The organism is Leeuwenhoekiella nanhaiensis (assembly GCF_002744755.1).
GTDB lineage: Bacteria > Bacteroidota > Bacteroidia > Flavobacteriales > Flavobacteriaceae > Leeuwenhoekiella > Leeuwenhoekiella nanhaiensis.
Genome location: NZ_KZ319299.1, coordinates 57,573 through 73,951, shown reverse-complemented (window position 1 = coordinate 73,951; position 16,379 = coordinate 57,573). Strand labels below are relative to the sequence as shown.

General features: G+C 40.5%; 15 protein-coding genes and 1 tRNA gene. 2 read left to right on the top strand and 14 right to left on the bottom strand.

All coding sequences use genetic code 11. The features are described from left to right. The 3 genes from CJ305_RS16415 to CJ305_RS16405 all read right to left on the bottom strand — a co-directional run. A partial coding sequence (locus tag CJ305_RS16415) for a hypothetical protein (RefSeq protein ID WP_143469402.1) occupies positions 1–220 on the bottom strand: 220 nt, incomplete at its 3' end. Between the two features lie 108 nt (positions 221–328). Next, positions 329–748, bottom strand: a complete 420-nt coding sequence (locus CJ305_RS16410) for an HYC_CC_PP family protein (RefSeq protein ID WP_099647386.1) — start codon at positions 746–748, stop codon at positions 329–331. A 268-nt stretch (positions 749–1,016) separates the two neighbouring features. Then, positions 1,017–1,089, bottom strand: a tRNA-Met gene (locus tag CJ305_RS16405). A gap of 127 nt (positions 1,090–1,216) precedes the next feature. On the opposite strand from CJ305_RS16405, the gene CJ305_RS16400 reads away from it, so the two are divergent. Next, positions 1,217–2,785, top strand: a complete 1,569-nt coding sequence (locus CJ305_RS16400) for a hypothetical protein (protein ID WP_099647385.1) — start codon at positions 1,217–1,219, stop codon at positions 2,783–2,785. Here CJ305_RS16400 and CJ305_RS16395 read toward each other — a convergent pair. The 7 genes from CJ305_RS16395 to CJ305_RS16365 all read right to left on the bottom strand — a co-directional run bounded on the left by CJ305_RS16395 (position 2,782) and on the right by CJ305_RS16365 (position 11,523). Beyond that, entirely contained in the window at positions 2,782–3,138 is a 357-nt protein-coding gene (locus CJ305_RS16395; protein ID WP_099647384.1) for a SpoIIAA family protein, read from the bottom strand. The genes CJ305_RS16400 and CJ305_RS16395 overlap by 4 nt on opposite strands. Positions 3,139–3,202: 64 nt before the next feature. Next, positions 3,203–3,559: a SpoIIAA family protein gene (locus CJ305_RS16390; RefSeq protein WP_099647383.1), complete on the bottom strand. Its 357-nt coding sequence runs from the start codon at positions 3,557–3,559 to the stop codon at positions 3,203–3,205. A gap of 74 nt (positions 3,560–3,633) precedes the next feature. Next, on the bottom strand, positions 3,634–3,816 hold the full coding sequence (locus CJ305_RS16385) for a CPXCG motif-containing cysteine-rich protein (protein ID WP_099647382.1): 183 nt from the start codon (positions 3,814–3,816) through the stop codon (positions 3,634–3,636). Positions 3,817–3,825: 9 nt separating this feature from the next. After that, the gene (locus tag CJ305_RS16380; protein WP_223248904.1) at positions 3,826–5,214 is read right to left on the bottom strand and encodes a TolC family protein; all 1,389 of its coding nucleotides are present in this window, start codon (positions 5,212–5,214) and stop codon (positions 3,826–3,828) included. Further along, complete coding sequence (locus CJ305_RS16375; RefSeq protein ID WP_099647381.1) at positions 5,201–8,401, bottom strand: efflux RND transporter permease subunit; 3,201 nt, start codon at positions 8,399–8,401, stop codon at positions 5,201–5,203. Before CJ305_RS16375 ends, CJ305_RS16380 begins: the two co-directional genes overlap by 14 nt. Before the next feature lie 5 nt (positions 8,402–8,406). Further along, positions 8,407–9,540: an efflux RND transporter periplasmic adaptor subunit gene (locus CJ305_RS16370; protein WP_099647380.1), complete on the bottom strand. Its 1,134-nt coding sequence runs from the start codon at positions 9,538–9,540 to the stop codon at positions 8,407–8,409. 75 nt (positions 9,541–9,615) lie between these two features. Then, positions 9,616–11,523, bottom strand: a complete 1,908-nt coding sequence (locus tag CJ305_RS16365) for an ABC-F family ATP-binding cassette domain-containing protein (RefSeq protein WP_099647379.1) — start codon at positions 11,521–11,523, stop codon at positions 9,616–9,618. 119 nt (positions 11,524–11,642) lie between these two features. On the opposite strand from CJ305_RS16365, the gene CJ305_RS16360 reads away from it, so the two are divergent. Further along, positions 11,643–12,035 (top strand): DUF983 domain-containing protein, encoded by a 393-nt coding sequence (locus CJ305_RS16360; protein WP_223248903.1) that lies wholly within the window; start codon positions 11,643–11,645, stop codon positions 12,033–12,035. On the opposite strand, the gene CJ305_RS16355 is transcribed toward CJ305_RS16360, so the two are convergent. The 4 genes from CJ305_RS16355 to porL all read right to left on the bottom strand — a co-directional run bounded on the left by CJ305_RS16355 (position 12,022) and on the right by porL (position 16,352). Next, positions 12,022–13,077 (bottom strand): NAD(P)/FAD-dependent oxidoreductase, encoded by a 1,056-nt coding sequence (locus CJ305_RS16355; RefSeq protein ID WP_099647378.1) that lies wholly within the window; start codon positions 13,075–13,077, stop codon positions 12,022–12,024. The genes CJ305_RS16360 and CJ305_RS16355 overlap by 14 nt on opposite strands. 146 nt (positions 13,078–13,223) lie before the next feature. Continuing rightward, the gene (porN, locus tag CJ305_RS16350; RefSeq protein ID WP_099647377.1) at positions 13,224–14,114 is read right to left on the bottom strand and encodes a type IX secretion system ring subunit PorN/GldN; all 891 of its coding nucleotides are present in this window, start codon (positions 14,112–14,114) and stop codon (positions 13,224–13,226) included. Positions 14,115–14,125: 11 nt separating this feature from the next. After that, positions 14,126–15,658, bottom strand: a complete 1,533-nt coding sequence (gene porM, locus CJ305_RS16345) for a type IX secretion system motor protein PorM/GldM (RefSeq protein ID WP_099647376.1) — start codon at positions 15,656–15,658, stop codon at positions 14,126–14,128. A 43-nt stretch (positions 15,659–15,701) separates the two neighbouring features. Next, a complete protein-coding gene (gene porL, locus CJ305_RS16340) occupies positions 15,702–16,352 on the bottom strand; it encodes a type IX secretion system motor protein PorL/GldL (RefSeq protein ID WP_099647375.1) in 651 nt (216 codons plus the stop codon). Positions 16,353–16,379 lie beyond the last annotated feature (27 nt).

Sequence of the window (16,379 nt, the reverse complement as noted above, 5' to 3'; positions counted from 1 at the left end):
CTTCGATATCCTGCGGTGAACGCCCTTGCCACTTTGTGAAAACGATTTGCTGGTTTTCGCCGATGTCTGGAATGGCATCAACCGCTACAGGATCAGTTGGTAAAATGCCTGTTTCCCAATTGAAGGGTGCATTGACAATGCCCCAACCTACGAATAGGGCGAGTAGTATAACGGCAACAAGTTTGTTTTCTATGAGAAATTTTATGCTCTTATTTAGCATACGATATGATTATTAGATATTTGAAATTGTGCAAAGTAGAAAATACTGTACACGAGATTTAGCCCACTACAGCGTAACTGTTGGGCTTTGTTTCAAAAGTCTAATAAATCAAATTAAAAAAGTCTGGTGCAACACTTGCACATCCCGTTTGACAAAGGGGGGCGGGTAATCGATGAAAGGAACATCGTTAGATTCAATTCCTTCAAAAAGACTTAAATACGAATATGTAAATGAGGCAACAAAGACTTGTTGCTCTAAGGTAAGTTGGTCAAATGAAACTTTTAAATCATCCTTTCCTTCTTTAACGACTTGCTTATCCGTACAACACGTTTTTTCTGAAAGGGTTGGGGTCTCACAACTGGTTGTAGCCTGAGCTTTTTCCATTCCACAAGTTTTCACTTTCTGAACGAATGAAAAATCTACCAAAGAATCTCCGCAATAATGCATATCAATAGTAAATGACATCGTAGTCATAAGAACTACGGCTGCCATAAAAATTGCCATTGATTTGTGAATAAATTGCTTCATTTAAATGCAAAATTACAAAAATTTAACAATTATTATTAAGATTAACATTTATTTGTTTTGCTAATAGTGGTTCCAAAAAAGCTATTTTTCTTTATTAGAAGCTATAAATGCTATGAAAATTAGAATTAAAAAATGTTCTTTATATTCATTTGGTACCGTATAGTAGCATTGTGAATTAGAGACTGGAAAACTGTGAAATGTTGTACCTATGTTGTACCCAAGGCATAAAAAAAGGCTTCCGATTTCTCGAAAGCCTTGCTCTGCTTAGTAGCGGGAACTGGACTCGAACCAGTGACCTTCGGGTTATGAGCCCGACGAGCTACCTACTGCTCTATCCCGCGATATTGGACGGCAAATATAGAACTAATTTTAAGTCTGCACAAGGAATTAAATAATAAATCTAAGTAGTTTTCTAATATTATAATTTCAATAACACGCAGCCCTCTGACTTATAGATATATTAGACAAATGAAAAAACTACTCATCGCCTTATTTATTTTAGTTGTCTTATTAGGGAGTGCTGCAATTTACCTAAATACCTACCTTAAAGATCAACTGCAACGGGTGATTGAGAATGATCTGCCAAAATCGATCTCTCTGAGTTATGAGGACATCATGATAGACAGCTGGGGAGGTAATGCCGAAATTAAAAATGCCTGCGTAGACTTTAAATCGAATGATTCGTTACCCGGGAGTCGGGTTCAGAATGCGACCGTTACCCTGAAGGGCTTCAGCCATTGGGATTATTTTAAGGAGAAAAACATTCATTTTAAGAATATAAATATTCATGCCGATACGCTCATTCATTATCCGCATTCCGGCATTAAAAAAACGGCTGATGAAAAAGAAGAAGATAGTCTGGACAATCCTTTAAGTGCTAAAAACCTGGAAAACGGATTTCAAATTGAAAACTTTAACCTGGTAACCGATTTTATACAGATTCGCAATCCCAAAACCGAGCAAATTGAACTTAGGACTGCACATTTTAATTTAAAACTTACAGAGATTACTCCAACGATTTCTGAGACGCCCACACGCCCCTTTAATTACGAGCAAATACAATTAAGCTCAGACTCGCTGTATTACAAACTCAACGCGTTTGATGTGCTTACCATCGCACAGATACGCTGGGATGGGATCAGCCTTATTCTAGACAACACCCAAATTAAGACCACCATAAGCCGAAGTGCCTTAAGCAAACAGTTAAAAAGCGAACGCGACCATAACAACTTCAGCATAAGACAAGTGATTTTAGATTCTTTAAGGTACGGGCATCACCCTTCAAAGAAGATGTATATAGATGCCTCAAAACTTGAATTAAAACAACCTGCTCTCGTTATCTATCGGGACAAACGTTTGCCTGATAATTATGAGACCAAGCCCCTATATTCCGAAAAATTACGTGAATTAGACTTTGATTTGATGATAGATTCGGTTCAAATCAGCAATGGCGCGATTACCTATGAAGAAAAGGTAAGTAGCACGGCAGATGCCGGCAAACTCGATTTTAAACAAATTCATGCCTCTATTTATAATTTAGGAAACACTTACGCTTTAGGATCAAAAAAGACACAAATAGACATTGAAGCCCTGTTTATGCATAAAAGTCCGTTAAGACTTAAGTGGAATTTTGATGTACAAAACAAGCAGGATCAATTTTATGTAGACGGAAGCCTTAAAAACTTACCTGCCGGAGACCTGAATGCGTTTACTTCTCCAAATCTTGGGGTATCAATGGAAGGAAGTTTACAGGAGATTTATTTCAACATCGCAGGTAATGACTATAATGCTCACGTTGATATGAAAATGAAATACGATGATTTTAAAGTGAGTATTGTAGATCAGGAAAAAAAGAAAAAGAAGTGGCTGGCCAGTACACTTGCAAATATTTTTATCTCAAAAACCAGCAAGCGCGAAGAATCGGGGTTTAAAGAAGGTCAGGGCGACGTGCAACGCAACCGCAACAAATCTTTTTTTAATTATTTATGGATCAGTTTGAAAGAGGGAATGCTAAAATCTATGACCTTACTCGATTAGTCTTCTGCAATCCAGCTGATGGCGTCTAGACGTTCCTCTATGGTAAAGTTGCGTATCTCCACACCTACCAGCGCTTTATTGATATTTGCAATGGCGTGAATCCATTTTCTATTGGTTACCATCGCAATTTTATTGAGCTGACTCAGGTGTTGCATCGGGAAGATAGAGGCAACAAAAATGGCATCCAGAGTAAAACGCTCAATGTTTTTATCTTCAAGATAGAGATTAATAGTTTTGTGCTCTTTTAACTTTTCCAGAATGGCCGTTTTCAGCTCCTGAACGGCCTGATAATCCATGGCTCCCTCAATAATGAAGCCCACAGAATTGTCTGAAAAACTGAAATTTAAAAGCACAAGAATACGATTTACCGTAATTTACTTGATTAAAATAAGTATTCAAAAGGAAAGTATCTCAAAATTAAGACGAAACCCATTGCAGTGCCTCCGTGCGGTTATGGCATTTGAAAAAATGACATTGCGATCTTACAAAAGTGCATTCTGCTTTTGTACGGAGTTTATCTGAGTAAGTATCTGAAACAATTGCGATCTTTTCAAAACGGTCTTTGTATTTCATCTTGAATAACAAATCCTCCATTGTAGCCTTGAAGCTCATAGGAAGTCCTGAAGCATTCTCACAATACACCCGTATTTTATCATGTTGTTTGAGCCGCTTTTCCAACTCCTCGTGCACTTCTTCCAAAATCTGCTCATTTACTTTAGAAGTCGCAACAAATCCCAATACCTTATCCCCGAGTTCAAAAAATCGTAAGCCCATAACATTTTAGTTTTAAATAAGTTACAAACTATTGTCTACTAAATCTACCCTTTAACATACTTTAGCAGTACCGTCTACTGCTCAATATCTGAGGCACTAAATTCGGTGAGTTGTTGATCTTCGTAACGCACTGTGAGCTCAATAGGATTGCAACATACTTCACAATCTTCAACATATACCTGATAAGGAACCGAAGTATCAAGCAACATCGAGATCTCTTCCCAGCAATACGGACATTGAAAAAAATGTTCTTCCATCTAAATTATTTAGAGTTTCACATTGAGTAATTCACCACTTATCTGAAGTACTAAAATCTCCGCAATCTTAGCATCATACTTGGCCTGGCTCCTGCTTAATTCGGCATTTAACAAATTGAGTTGCGCTTGTCTAAATTCTATAGAAGTGACCTGACCTATATTAAATCGCTCCTTAGTGCGTTCAAAATTATTTTTTGCAGTAACAATGTTATTTTCCTGAACTTCAAAAATTCTAAGTTTGTTCTGATAATCATCCCAGGCATTATTAAAATTACGTTCGATATCAATTTTTAGTTGCTCCTTTTGAATCTTTTGATTTTCCAGAGCAATTTGAGCATTCTTAACTCTTGTAATCGTACTTCCGCCATCAAATAAATTCCAGGTTAGATTGACACCGGCAGAAAATCCGGTAGTTGTATTTTGAAGTAAAAAGGCTAATGGACTGTTATTAGTAGATTCATTCCAACCATAAGAACCCGTTAGACCGACTGTTGGCAAATAACCCGATTTGTTTGCTTTAAGTGTGAATTCATTGATAGCTATATTCTTATCGTTCTGGGCCAAAATCACATTATTCTCCTGCATTTTTGCCAGCAAATCTGACTTATTTAACTGAATTAAAAACGCAACAGTAGTATCAACTTCAAAAGTATTTGCAATCGTATTACCGGTTACAACATTTAAATCACGCTTCGCATTTATTAAATTTTGCCTTGCCGAAATAATACTGATACTATCATTATTAATATCTACACGTGCATTTAATACCTCGAGTTTTGTGTTTTGACCATAATCAAATTGATATTCGCTTCGCAACAATCGGTCTTTTGAGATTTCAATAGTTTCCTCCAGCGATTTTAAATTTTCACTTTGCTGTGCTACATTATAATAGACTGACAGTAATTGAACGGTTGTGTTTTCAATAGTCTCTCTAGCCTGTAATTCCGACAAATCATATTCCTGCTTGAGGCGCTTATAGTCGTAATAACGCCCTAAACCATCAAACAAGGTATAATTTAGGTTAATAGATGCATTATAACGTCTGGTTTCTGCGCCTTCAGCAACTCTGGTGTCACCATTCGCTAACTGCCCTTCAGAATTTTGACGGTCAATAGACGCACCTGCCAAACCTGTCAATGTAGGCAAATAGCCCGAGTTTAAAATATTCTGGTTATTCTCTGCAATCTCCACATTATTATAGGCGATTTTGATGCCGAAGTTATTCTCTAAAGCTAAAGCTACAGCTTCTGAAGGCTTGATAACCTGCTGTGCAACTGATAAATTACACCAGAGTATAAGTAGTGTAAGTAAACCCAGGTTGCTTACCTTTTTGCTCTTTAATTGTAATACTCTAGTAAAACCCAATTCTTTATTTACTATTAAATTAATGCGCATCATCTTCATCCTGCTTTAATTCTTTGATAGCCCGTTCTACATCCTCCCTGGCAGGTTCGTTACCTGTACGTACCCAAACTGACTTGGTTTTGATCTTGTTTGAGATGGAAAGCAATAACGGAAGCATCAACAGGGTTAATACCGTTGCTATAGCGATACCGAATGATATAGAAATAGCCATAGGCTTTAAAAACTGAGCCTGACGGCTTTTCTCAAGAAGTAAGGGTGCAAGACCGGCAATAGTTGTGATACTCGTTAAAAATATAGCACGGAATCGCGATCTGCCCGCTTCAAAAATAGCATCTTCGAATTTCATCCCATCCTTAAGGAAGCCATTCAGTTTCCCAATAAGAACCAGACCGTCATTAACCATAATACCAATCAGTGCAATAATTCCCAAAGCTGAAAGTACGTTGATGGGGAAACCATTTAAATAATGTCCCCAGGCCACACCTATAATACTGAAAGGTATCATAAGCAACAGTAAAAACGGCTGACTGTAACTCCGGAAGGTAAATGCTATCGTGGCATAAATCAAAAACAGAATAACCCAGATGACCTTATTTGCCGAACTGCTAAGCTTTTCTGCCTCCCGGTTTTGTCCTTCATAAGAAACCGAAATTGTAGGATATTTAGATAAAATATCAGGAAGAATGTTCGCTTTAATATCCTCTAAAATGTCGGTAACGCTACCATTAGGGTCTGCCATATCTGCATTGACCTGTATCTCGCGCTGGCCTTCCAGGTGACTGATGGATTCATCTCCCCGACTTATCTCGTAGGTAGCTATTTCGCTAAGCGGAATACGCTCCCCCGCCGGCGTTACAATACGCATCTCATCCAGATCATTCAAACTGCTGCGGTCTTCGCGGTCATAACGCACCCAAACCCGTATCTCATCCTGTCCGCGCTGAAAGCGTTGCGCCTGGGTTCCAAAAAAGCCACTGCGTACCTGGCTCATCACCGAGTTGAGATTGAGCCCTAGAGAATAGGCCGTTTCCTTGAGTTCGATTTGAATTTCCTTAATGCCTTCCGGATCTGTGTCTACTACGTCACGGAGTAGCGCATTGTCTTCAAGTGCTGTACGCAATTCTTCTTTTGCAGCCTCTAATTCTTCAGTATTGTTTCCTAAAAGCGAAATGGAGATGGGGCTACCGCCAAAGTTTCCACCTGAACCAAACGTAAGACGTTCCACACCAAAAACCTCCCCAACCTCATCCCGGATTGAATTCGTGATTTCGGGCGATGAAAAATCCCTGAATTCTCCCGGAAGCAGGTTAATGCGCAGGGATGCCTTGTTATTTCCGGGTCCTACCCGTTTTATAATATTTTCAACAACCTGCTTGTTACCACTCTGTCTTGCGGTATAATCTTCGTTTACCCGCCAGGCGGCTTTTTCAACCATTGTGATGATGCTATCGGTACGTTGTGGGTTAGTCCCTTCGGGCATTAATAAGTCTATAGAAACCGTATCACTGGCAATACTCGGGAAGATGGTCACCCCAATAATTCCGCCCATTATTGAACTTATGGTCAAGACAAATAATCCAATAATTATCGACAGGGTAATAAGCTGATTTTTTAGCGTAAAACGCAGTGCCGGTGTATACAGGTTATCGCGCATATACCGCATAAACTGATCTCCCTTTTCGTTGAAAAAGCGCAGCTTGTATAAAAACTTGTCAAAACCCTTTTTGGTACTGATGTCTAAATCTTCTTCACGCACCAAAGCTTTAGAATGCGCAATGTGTGCCGGCAGGATGATGAGTGCTTCCACCAAAGAGACGACGAGAGTAAGGATCACTACGGTGGAAACCTCACCGAAAAATTCTCCTATCCTACTATCCAGAAATAAGAACGTAGAAAAAGCCAGCACCGTGGTTATAATCGCAGAAATAATAGGCGGAATTACCTCCATTGTGCCGTCTATAGCTGCACGTATAGGCGTTTTACCCATCTCGTAATGCTGGTAAATGTTTTCGGAAATAACAATCCCGTCATCAACCAGAATACCAATTACGATAATCATCCCAAAAAGGGACAGTACGTTTATGGTAACGCCGAAACCACCGGCAAAAATGAACATCCCTAAAAAGGCCACAGGAATTCCGGCAGCAACCCAAAAAGCCAGACGGGTATTTAAGAAAAATGAAAGGAACAGAAGTACCAACAAAATACCTTCTGCACCGTTAACCAGAAGCAGGTTTGTACGCTGCTCCAGACGTATCGAAGAGTCTGAGGTGATGTCTATATGCACCGCATCATATTTCTTATTAAACTCTTCTATATACTCCTTGACCTTCTCGGCCGTAGGTAACAAATCTTCATTATTGGTATTGCTGATTTCAACATTTACAGCAAGATTTCCATTAAAATAGGAAGCATTGGGAGTTTCCGAAAAGCGGTCGCGTATAACGGCCACATCGCTAAGTCGCACTAACGAACCATCCGGGTTTGCCCTCACGATCAGGTTATTCAGTTCTTTACCGTAATAGGCGCGGTTATTGGCTCGTATGAGGTAATCTTCCTCCTCTGTCTTGATATTTCCTCCCGTGGTAAGAATATTTGCTCTGGAGACCGCCTGAGCCACTTCCTGAAAGGTCAGGCTATAAGCCAAAAGGTCATTTTCACGTACAGCAATCTCAATCTCTTCCTCGGGATATCCGGTAATTTCAATTTGAGAAATTCCATCCATAGCCCGCAGATCGTACTCAATATCCCGGGCAACCTGCTTTAGCGTAGCCAAATCTAAGGTCTCGCCACTAACAGCAAAACCTATGGTTTGCCGTATGGCTTCCTGTTTCGCAACTACTAAAGGTTCCATTCCGGTAGGAAAGCTGGGCACCCGGTCTACAGCATTCTTGACCTCCGCTAAAATGACATTAATATCTTCGTCATTATCAATCTCAATGGTCACGTTACCCCCGTTTTCTCTAGAAGTCGAAGTGACGCGCTCAATCCCTACCAGGCCTTTAAGGTTATCTTCAATCTTTAGAATAATTCCCTCTTCAATCTCCTGAGGAGCTGCACCGGGATAGGTCACATTTATCGTGATGATTTCAGAATCAATAAGCGGAAAAAAGGAAGAGCGCATACGCAACACACCGATGATTCCAAAAATGACGAACGCAAGTATGACTACATTAACCGCAACATCATACTTGATGAAATAACTGATTACTTTTTTCATAAAGCTTACTCAGTTTGGGCTTTAGTGGTTTCTGCTCCATAAACCTTTACCCGCATTCCTGCGTAAGCGCCGGGAACCGGCTTAGACAGATAACGCGTACCGTCCTCAAGACCTTTTATAACCGCGTTTTCATCAGAAAAATAAACCGGATCTATCTCTACCAGATCCAGAACGCTGTCGCGCACGATGTATACTTTTGAATTGTCTACAACTAATTGTCTAGGCAGGCTAATTGCATCAGTTTCTTCTTTAGCGTTAAGCTGTGCCTCCAAAAACATGCCTTCTTTTAGATTGTCTGAACCCTTAACTTCAATAAAAACTTTTATGGTTTGTGTGCCCTGATCTACACTGCCATTGATACGCACCACTTTGCCGGTATAGGTTGAACCCGCAGCGTCCTGAAGTTGTACTTCTTCACCCAGTTCAAGCAGATCACTGAATTTTTTACCAATTGAAACTTCAAGCTCATAAACCGAAGTATCAATAAACTCTCCCAGTTTTTGACCGGGGCGCACCAAAGTACCACGGTTAACGGCAGCTTCGGTAAGAATTCCGCTGAAAGGTGCGGTGAGGCGGTATTTCACCAGTCGCTCTTCCAGATTCTTTACGTTGTAATAGGCTGAAAAGATTCCGCGGCCGGTGATGAAGTAGTTTTCCTGATCTGAAGCAGTTTCGGGAAGTTCTGGTACCGAACGGCTCATTTGAAAGCCATTGAGATAATTCTGCCATTTCTGAAAATACTCCGGATAGTCTAATCTAAGATCAGGCATTATGGAAGTAATCAAATTGTACAATTCGCTTTTTGCTGCCTGTACTGTAGCATAATATTCTGAAGCGTCAAGATTGAGAAGGGTCTCTCCCTGCGCATAGCGCTGCCCCACTTTAAAGTCGTGAGCACTTGATCTAAAAACCCCCTGAACCTCGGCATAAAGTTCCAATCTGTTTTTTGCAATCAAATTACCGTTTGCGGGGATTACAATAGGTACAGTTGTATTTTCTACCTCTTCGACAAAAACGGTTTTAACGGCTTTCGCAACCTCTTTTGGAATGTCTTTATCCTTGTTTGCGATAAAATAACCGGCAGTGACTGCGCCGCCCACTATGACAATCGCGATAATCGTACGTACTACTGTAAGCATAGGGTATTTTTAAAATGATGTACTGACAACATGAAGAGTTAGACCCCTAAGTTACTAAAAGGTTTAATTACAGAATCAATTAAATTCTTCAAGCTCTTCAGATAGGGATTCCCATTTTTGCATCAGGCTTTCTACTTTCTTTTTCTTGGCGTTGTATTTGTCAAAAAAGTCGGGGTTAGCTGCTGTCTTCTCATAATCACGAGCCAATTCTGCATCCATCTTTTCGATTTCACGCTCTAATTTATTGACCTCCGCCTCCGTATTGCTCAACTGATTGCTTAAGGACTTGTACTTTTTCTGATCGTGATAGGTATTTTTTGCAGGCTCTGACTTCACTTTTTCCTTTTTATCTTTCTTTTCAATATCCCGCATATCCTGTACTTCGCGCTGCTCCAGGTAATAGTCAATATCTCCCAAATATTCTTTTATCTGGTGATTTCTAAACTCATAAACCGTGGTAGTAAGACCCTGAAGAAAATCCCGGTCGTGAGATACGATTAGCAAAGTACCCTCAAAACGGTTCAAAGCATCTTTCAATACATTTTTTGATTTGATATCCAGGTGGTTTGTAGGCTCATCCATCACCAGCACGTTAAACGGCTGCAACATCAGTTTAGCAAGCGCCAGACGGTTACGCTCACCCCCTGAAAGCACGCGCACATACTTTTCAACCTCGTCACCTCTAAACAAAAACGAACCTAAAATGTCACGCACCTTGCTTCGGTTTTTCTCGTTGGCTGCGTCTATCATCGTGTCCAGAACGGTTTTGCTTCCGTCCAGATAATCGGCCTGATTTTGCGCGAAATAACCTATTTGAACATTATGCCCCAGCTTCAGTTTACCCTCATAGCTGATTTCATCAACAATAATTTTTGCCAAAGTTGATTTACCCTGCCCGTTTTGGCCCACGAAGGCCGTTTTGCTGTCACGTTCTACCAGCAGATCAATTCCGTTTAAAACCGTTTTTTCACCATAGCTTTTCGATACATTTTCAGCCTCAATAACCACCTTCCCGGGAACCACAGAAACCGGAAAATTAAGCGTCATCACACTGTTATCATCCTCATCTACTTCAATCACATCCATACGGTCAAGCTTTTTGATGAGCGATTGGGCCATTGTTGCTTTTGAAGCTTTGGCGCGAAATTTCTCAATAAGCTTTTCGGTCTGCTCAATTTCCTTTTGCTGGTTTTTCTGGGCAGCCATCTGCTGATCACGCATTTCTTTGCGTAATACAAGGTATTGTGAATAAGGCTTTGGATAATCGTAGATTTTGCCCAAAGAAATCTCAATGGTGCGATTGGTTACGTTATCCAGAAACATTTTATCGTGCGAAACGATCACCACAGCGCCTGTGTAATTGCGTAAGAAACCTTCAAGCCAGATTATAGACTCGATATCCAGGTGGTTTGTAGGCTCATCCAGAAGCAACACGTCATTGTTTTGCAGAAGGAGTTTAGCCAACTCAATACGCATACGCCAACCCCCGGAAAAGGTATCGGTGATTCGATTGAAGTCGTCACGTTTAAAGCCCAATCCCATCAGGATACGCTCGGTGTCACCCTGATAATTGTAACCGCCGTGTATTTCATACTGATGCTGCACTTCATTGAGTTCAACCATCAGATCGTGATAATAATCGCTTTCATAATCGGTACGCTCGGCGAGTTCCGTATTTATCTGCTCCAGGCGCGTTTCAAGCTTCTTGATGGTTTCAAAAGCCTGATACGATTCTTCAAGTACGGTACGCCCTTCAACAAAATCAATATCCTGTTTAAGAAAACCGATTTCAACTTCCTTATCAGTTGCGATCTGACCCGTGTCATATTCCTGTTCGCCTGAGATTATACGTAACATGGTCGACTTACCGGCACCATTTTTCCCCACCAGACCCACACGGTCTCCTTCTCCTAATCTAAACGTAACTTCCTCAAAAAGATACGATCCCTGAAAACTAACCGAAAGATTATGAATGTTAAGCATACTGTTATTTTTAAAGCGGCAAAGTTACCATTAAATACACGATTAGCCGAGTCAAAAGCAATCGCTTTTTTGTAACTAAAATCACACACTGTGAAAGCCGAAACCCGTATTTTTGGAATATGAAAAAAATCCTACAGGGAAATCCGCTATACAGCATTTTTACAGGAACCTGCCCGGTTTGTCAACAGGCGGGCATGTACAAAAATCCCAATCCGTATAAGTTGACGGAAACCCTCAAAATGCACGAACATTGTCCGCATTGCCATACCAAATTTAAAATTGAGCCTTCTTTCTTTTACGGGGCAATGTATGTGAGCTATGGGGTAGGTGTGGCCTTTGCAATAGCGGCTTTTATCATTTCCTATTACTTTCTGGGCTCTAGCCTGCTTACCGCGTTCCTGGTAATCGTTGGAGTTCTTTTCGTTTTGGCACCGGTTATAATGCGCTTAAGCCGAAATATATGGGTGAACTTTTTCTTCAACTACGATAAAGAAAAGGCTAAAACTTCTTAGGAAATCGGGATATTGAAACGGTATCATCAAGTGGAATATCATTTTCCAAATGATTGTACAGCAATTCTGAAAGATAAGGCGACATCATCGTCCCGCGAGTTCCTAGACCATTAAGCAAAACCAGTTGTGGATAATTTGGATGCCTACCCAGTAAAGGCCGCCTGTCTCCCGTTGTAGGTCGTACACCTGCTTCCTGATCTACTAGTTCATAGTCGCATAACAGTATTTTTGAAAGATAAGCCTGAAGTTCTTCCCGGGCAGCTGTAGTTGTTTTACTGTCTTTTTCGGCCCAATTAAACGTCGCGCCTACCTTATACAAATCATCTCCTAACGGAATTATGAAAAATGTGGATTTAGAAGCCTGCTTTAACTGAAGTTCAGGAGCTTTAATGATCAAATATTCCCCCTTGTTTCCTACTAACGGAAGCTTATTAAAATACGGGTTGTTTTTCAGCCCAAAACCTTCCGCAAAGATAATAGCCCTGGCATTTATGCCTTTGTAAGTCACCGTTTGATTCTCTTCAAACGCTATTGCATCGTATTCAAAAGGCTCAGCAACAAACCGGCCCTGATCTTTTAACTTTTCGGCATATGTCTCAAGCAATTGCGGGATACGAATACGCACGCTTTCTAAGACCTCTCCCTTGCCATATTCAGCCTTAACCGGCTCTGGTGAACTACGTACAAGATCATCCTTTAAAAACCGGTTTAAGATGGGTTTATCTGTTGCTTCAAACCAATTGTTTTGATCTTCAGCCGAAGAAAATACCTTATGTACAGGCATTGCATCAACTGCGTCTACGCGAAGCGCAGCAGAAATTCGCTTGAAATAGGAAAGCGCCTTATCAAACTGTTGCTCCCCTTTCCAGGGAATGGTGTAGCGCTTAAGGATTACCGGATTTATGAGACCCGCTGCAACTTTACTGGCTGCAGGAAAATCAGCATCATACACCACAAAAGACTTCTGATGCTGCTCAAGCTGATCGCAAAAAGCCATTCCTGCCAGACCAAAACCCACAACTATATAATCAACCGTTTTCATAGGTTACAAAATAAACAAACCTCCAATTAAAAGAATCAAAATAAAGCAATAGAATAAAAACAAAATCCGGCTTGACCTGACCTGAGCTATGCCCATAAAAAAACGCCTTAAGAAAGGCGTTTTAATGTTATTTGTGAGATTTCATTTTAGTAATTCCACATATCGATTTCAAAATTGCGGATTTGCTCTTTGATGCGCTGCGATTCTAGCAACTGCATCATTGCGTTATCTGCAATATATTGTTTTACCTCCCGGTCACCCTGAATGTTATCTACCTGATAAATCACACCGTTAAAACGTCTTGAGTTTAAGAGGTGATCAAAAGATAAAGGCTGAGCCGAGTTCTGCGGATTGAAAACCTTGGCTTCGTGAAGAATTTCACGAGCTGTAGGATACCACACCCAAAATAAGGGCACCATAACCGGATCTTCATCATCAATAAAGTTAACGTCTGGTGCTACAGGAGCAATACCAATAAGGCGGTATTTAAGTTCGCCCTGACGCTTGTCAAAGTACCAATATCCACGAATCCAATACTGCTCAATATCTGCTGCTGAAATATCACGGCGATCTATATACTGCTCGTCTACTTCATAACCCGCGTTGATTTGCTCAATACCCAAATCTGTAGTATCTACTCTTGATAAAGCCGCTGAGATATCTTCTAAGGCAATCTTTTGATTAAAATAAGAATCGGCATAAATATCAAGCTTGCCTTCTCTGGCATTTTTTACCAAAACATCATATAAGGGCCTACGGTCAGAACCGATATTATTAGTATCTATAGGATAATACAAAGGGAAGTTAATGCGCTCATCAAGATCAACAATTTCCCAGGTATTCTTACCCCACAGCACATCGCGACTGTCTACATATCCATAAGGAAGGGGTTTGTCGTTATCCAACTCCCGTTGCCCTTCGGTTTTTTCAAACATCTCGCCGGGCATTTTTGCATTGAGAATGTTAGTCTGCGCATAACTGCTCAAACCTCCCATTATCAAACACAAAACAAGCGTTAAAAGCTTCTGGCCTCTCATAATCATTTATTTTAATTGGTAAGCTCAATCAATACAGGCGACACTTTTTTAAGTCTGTAAGTACTGTTGCCTGAAATCTGAGCATCGATATCAAATATTTGTACCGTTTCTCCACGCTGAGCACGACGTAAAACATCTTTAGCCCGCGAGTCTAGTCTGTTCCCACTTACCTGAACGGTAGGCTGCCCCGGTACATTAAATTTAAACCCGGTTACACGCAAGCCTAACTCAAAGTCGAAATCAGGTAAGGCAGCACCTATCTCTGAGATCTCTAACGAATTACGTTGCATTTTTAGTATACCATCTTCCCCACGTACGGTTCCGATAGGGTTTGGAATATCTTTAATACGGAATTGCTTAGAGTCGCTCACTTTAGTTCCATCAGCCATAGTACCGGAAACACTAATAGTAACCTCGCGTCCCTGACCCGGTCTCATTACATAGCTGCTTCCTGATCCTTTTGACAGACCCGGTGCACTTGCCGAAACATTATTATCAGCAACACCAGCAAAACTAATGGTCATCGGGTTATCAACACCGCGATATACCACATTCATTTTATCTGCAGAAATGGTTGCAGAATTTGGCTTATTAATAACAGCGTAGGTATCAGAAATAGGTATTGTAACTACAGAATCTCCTTCTTTAAATTGAAGCTCACCTGTAATTGAACGTTCTCCCACTGCCCCGGCAGGAAATTCAAGACTTACCTCACCTGCTGATGCTTTCACTTCTTTACCGTTAACAATAACTTTATCAAAGTTCAACGTATTGTCATAACGACCTAAAACAATTTTCCCCTTAAAGTTTTCACTTGAGAAAAAAGCGCTTTTGTCCGGAATTACAATAGCCTGATAATTTTTCATAGATAACTGGGCAGCCTGCTCACCTGCAAGCATAGCAGATAAAAGCTCACTTTGAGTGGTCTTGATATCAGCCTGCATTTGAGTAAGCTTAGTTCTGGAAGCAATCATAGGGAAGCCTTCAAAATTATAGCTCAACCATTCTACTTCTTTACCGTCGCGATTCTCTACAGGACTGGTCTCAAATTTTTGTTTGATCTCCTCAGCAATTGCCGGATAATCCTTTTCAGTCAATGCGATCATTTCATTTCTGAAATTCTCGATCTTCGCTTTAAAGGCTTTTCCTTCTTCGCTTAGGTTATCTCCCTGAAAAAATCGCTGATCTAAAAAGTCAGTTTTATCCTGAGTTTCGTAATCTTTAGGATCTTCAAGAGTCGCTACCATCTCTGCTTTCAGATTGGCGATGTAATTATCCAAGTCTGAGGAAAGTTCGCTAACTTTTTGCGCTTTCTCCTGAATAGGCCCGTATTTAGCGGGTTGTTCTGAGGCTTTTGCAGCCAAACCAGCCATAAAAGCCTGGTTTCTTTGTTCTGAAGTGACATTCGCTTCGGCTATCTTATCATTAAGTAGACCAAATGCTGAAAGCACTTCTTTTGACATATTTAATGCAAGCATCGCGATAAACACGAGATACATCAAATTAATCATTTTCTGTCTTGGGGTTTGTTTTCCTCCTGCCATAGTGCTAGTTTTCTACTGAATTAATGAATATCAACTAATTCAGTTATCTTTTGCTCATTGCAGACAACATACCACCATACACACCGTTAAGTGATGACAGGTTTGTTGCTAAACTTTCCATTTGCTCTTTCAACTTACCGGCATTGTTAGCCACTTCGTTGTTAATCTCAGCCTGACGACCTGCAGTCTCAACCTGAACTTTATAAAGGCTGTTTAAAGACTCCATTTGTGCAGCAGCAAGTGCCATTTCCTGGCTGTATTTTTTAGTAGAATTCATCGCCTCAGCAGTTGGAGCCATACCTTTAGCTGCTCCTTCAAAACTACGGATACTGGTACTTAAACTACTCATCAATTCAGAATCGATACGAGCTTCTTTAAGCATCGCGTCAAGCTTTTCAGACAATAAGCCTTTTGCTTCTGTTAATTCTTCTTTTTTCTTTGGCTTATCTACAGCCAATTCGCCTTTTAATTCGGGGTAAACCAGTGACCAGTCTAAATCATCGTCAACAGGCTCAAATGCAGAAAGAGCAAAAATAAGAGCTTCTGTAATCAAACCTATAGCCAGAAGAGTACCTCCGTTGAGGGGGCCTAACTCCCAGTGTAAGATTTTAAATAATGCTCCAAGGATTACAACAGATGCACCAAGGCCGTAAGCCATGTTCAATAATTTCTTTTTTGTTTTAGCGCTTGCCATTTTTAAGGATTTTTAAATTAAGTGAAA

Coding starts and splice junctions, on each gene's coding strand:
- CJ305_RS16410 (WP_099647386.1), bottom strand. CDS start 748: ATGAAGCAATTTATTCACAAATCAATGGCAATTTTTATGGCAGCCGTA.
- CJ305_RS16400 (WP_099647385.1), top strand. CDS start 1,217: ATGAAAAAACTACTCATCGCCTTATTTATTTTAGTTGTCTTATTAGGG.
- CJ305_RS16390 (WP_099647383.1), bottom strand. CDS start 3,559: ATGGGCTTACGATTTTTTGAACTCGGGGATAAGGTATTGGGATTTGTT.
- CJ305_RS16385 (WP_099647382.1), bottom strand. CDS start 3,816: ATGGAAGAACATTTTTTTCAATGTCCGTATTGCTGGGAAGAGATCTCG.
- CJ305_RS16380 (WP_223248904.1), bottom strand. CDS start 5,214: ATGATGCGCATTAATTTAATAGTAAATAAAGAATTGGGTTTTACTAGA.
- CJ305_RS16375 (WP_099647381.1), bottom strand. CDS start 8,401: ATGAAAAAAGTAATCAGTTATTTCATCAAGTATGATGTTGCGGTTAAT.
- CJ305_RS16370 (WP_099647380.1), bottom strand. CDS start 9,540: ATGCTTACAGTAGTACGTACGATTATCGCGATTGTCATAGTGGGCGGC.
- CJ305_RS16365 (WP_099647379.1), bottom strand. CDS start 11,523: ATGCTTAACATTCATAATCTTTCGGTTAGTTTTCAGGGATCGTATCTT.
- CJ305_RS16360 (WP_223248903.1), top strand. CDS start 11,643: ATGAAAAAAATCCTACAGGGAAATCCGCTATACAGCATTTTTACAGGA.
- CJ305_RS16355 (WP_099647378.1), bottom strand. CDS start 13,077: ATGAAAACGGTTGATTATATAGTTGTGGGTTTTGGTCTGGCAGGAATG.
- porN (WP_099647377.1), bottom strand. CDS start 14,114: ATGAGAGGCCAGAAGCTTTTAACGCTTGTTTTGTGTTTGATAATGGGA.
- porM (WP_099647376.1), bottom strand. CDS start 15,658: ATGGCAGGAGGAAAACAAACCCCAAGACAGAAAATGATTAATTTGATG.
- porL (WP_099647375.1), bottom strand. CDS start 16,352: ATGGCAAGCGCTAAAACAAAAAAGAAATTATTGAACATGGCTTACGGC.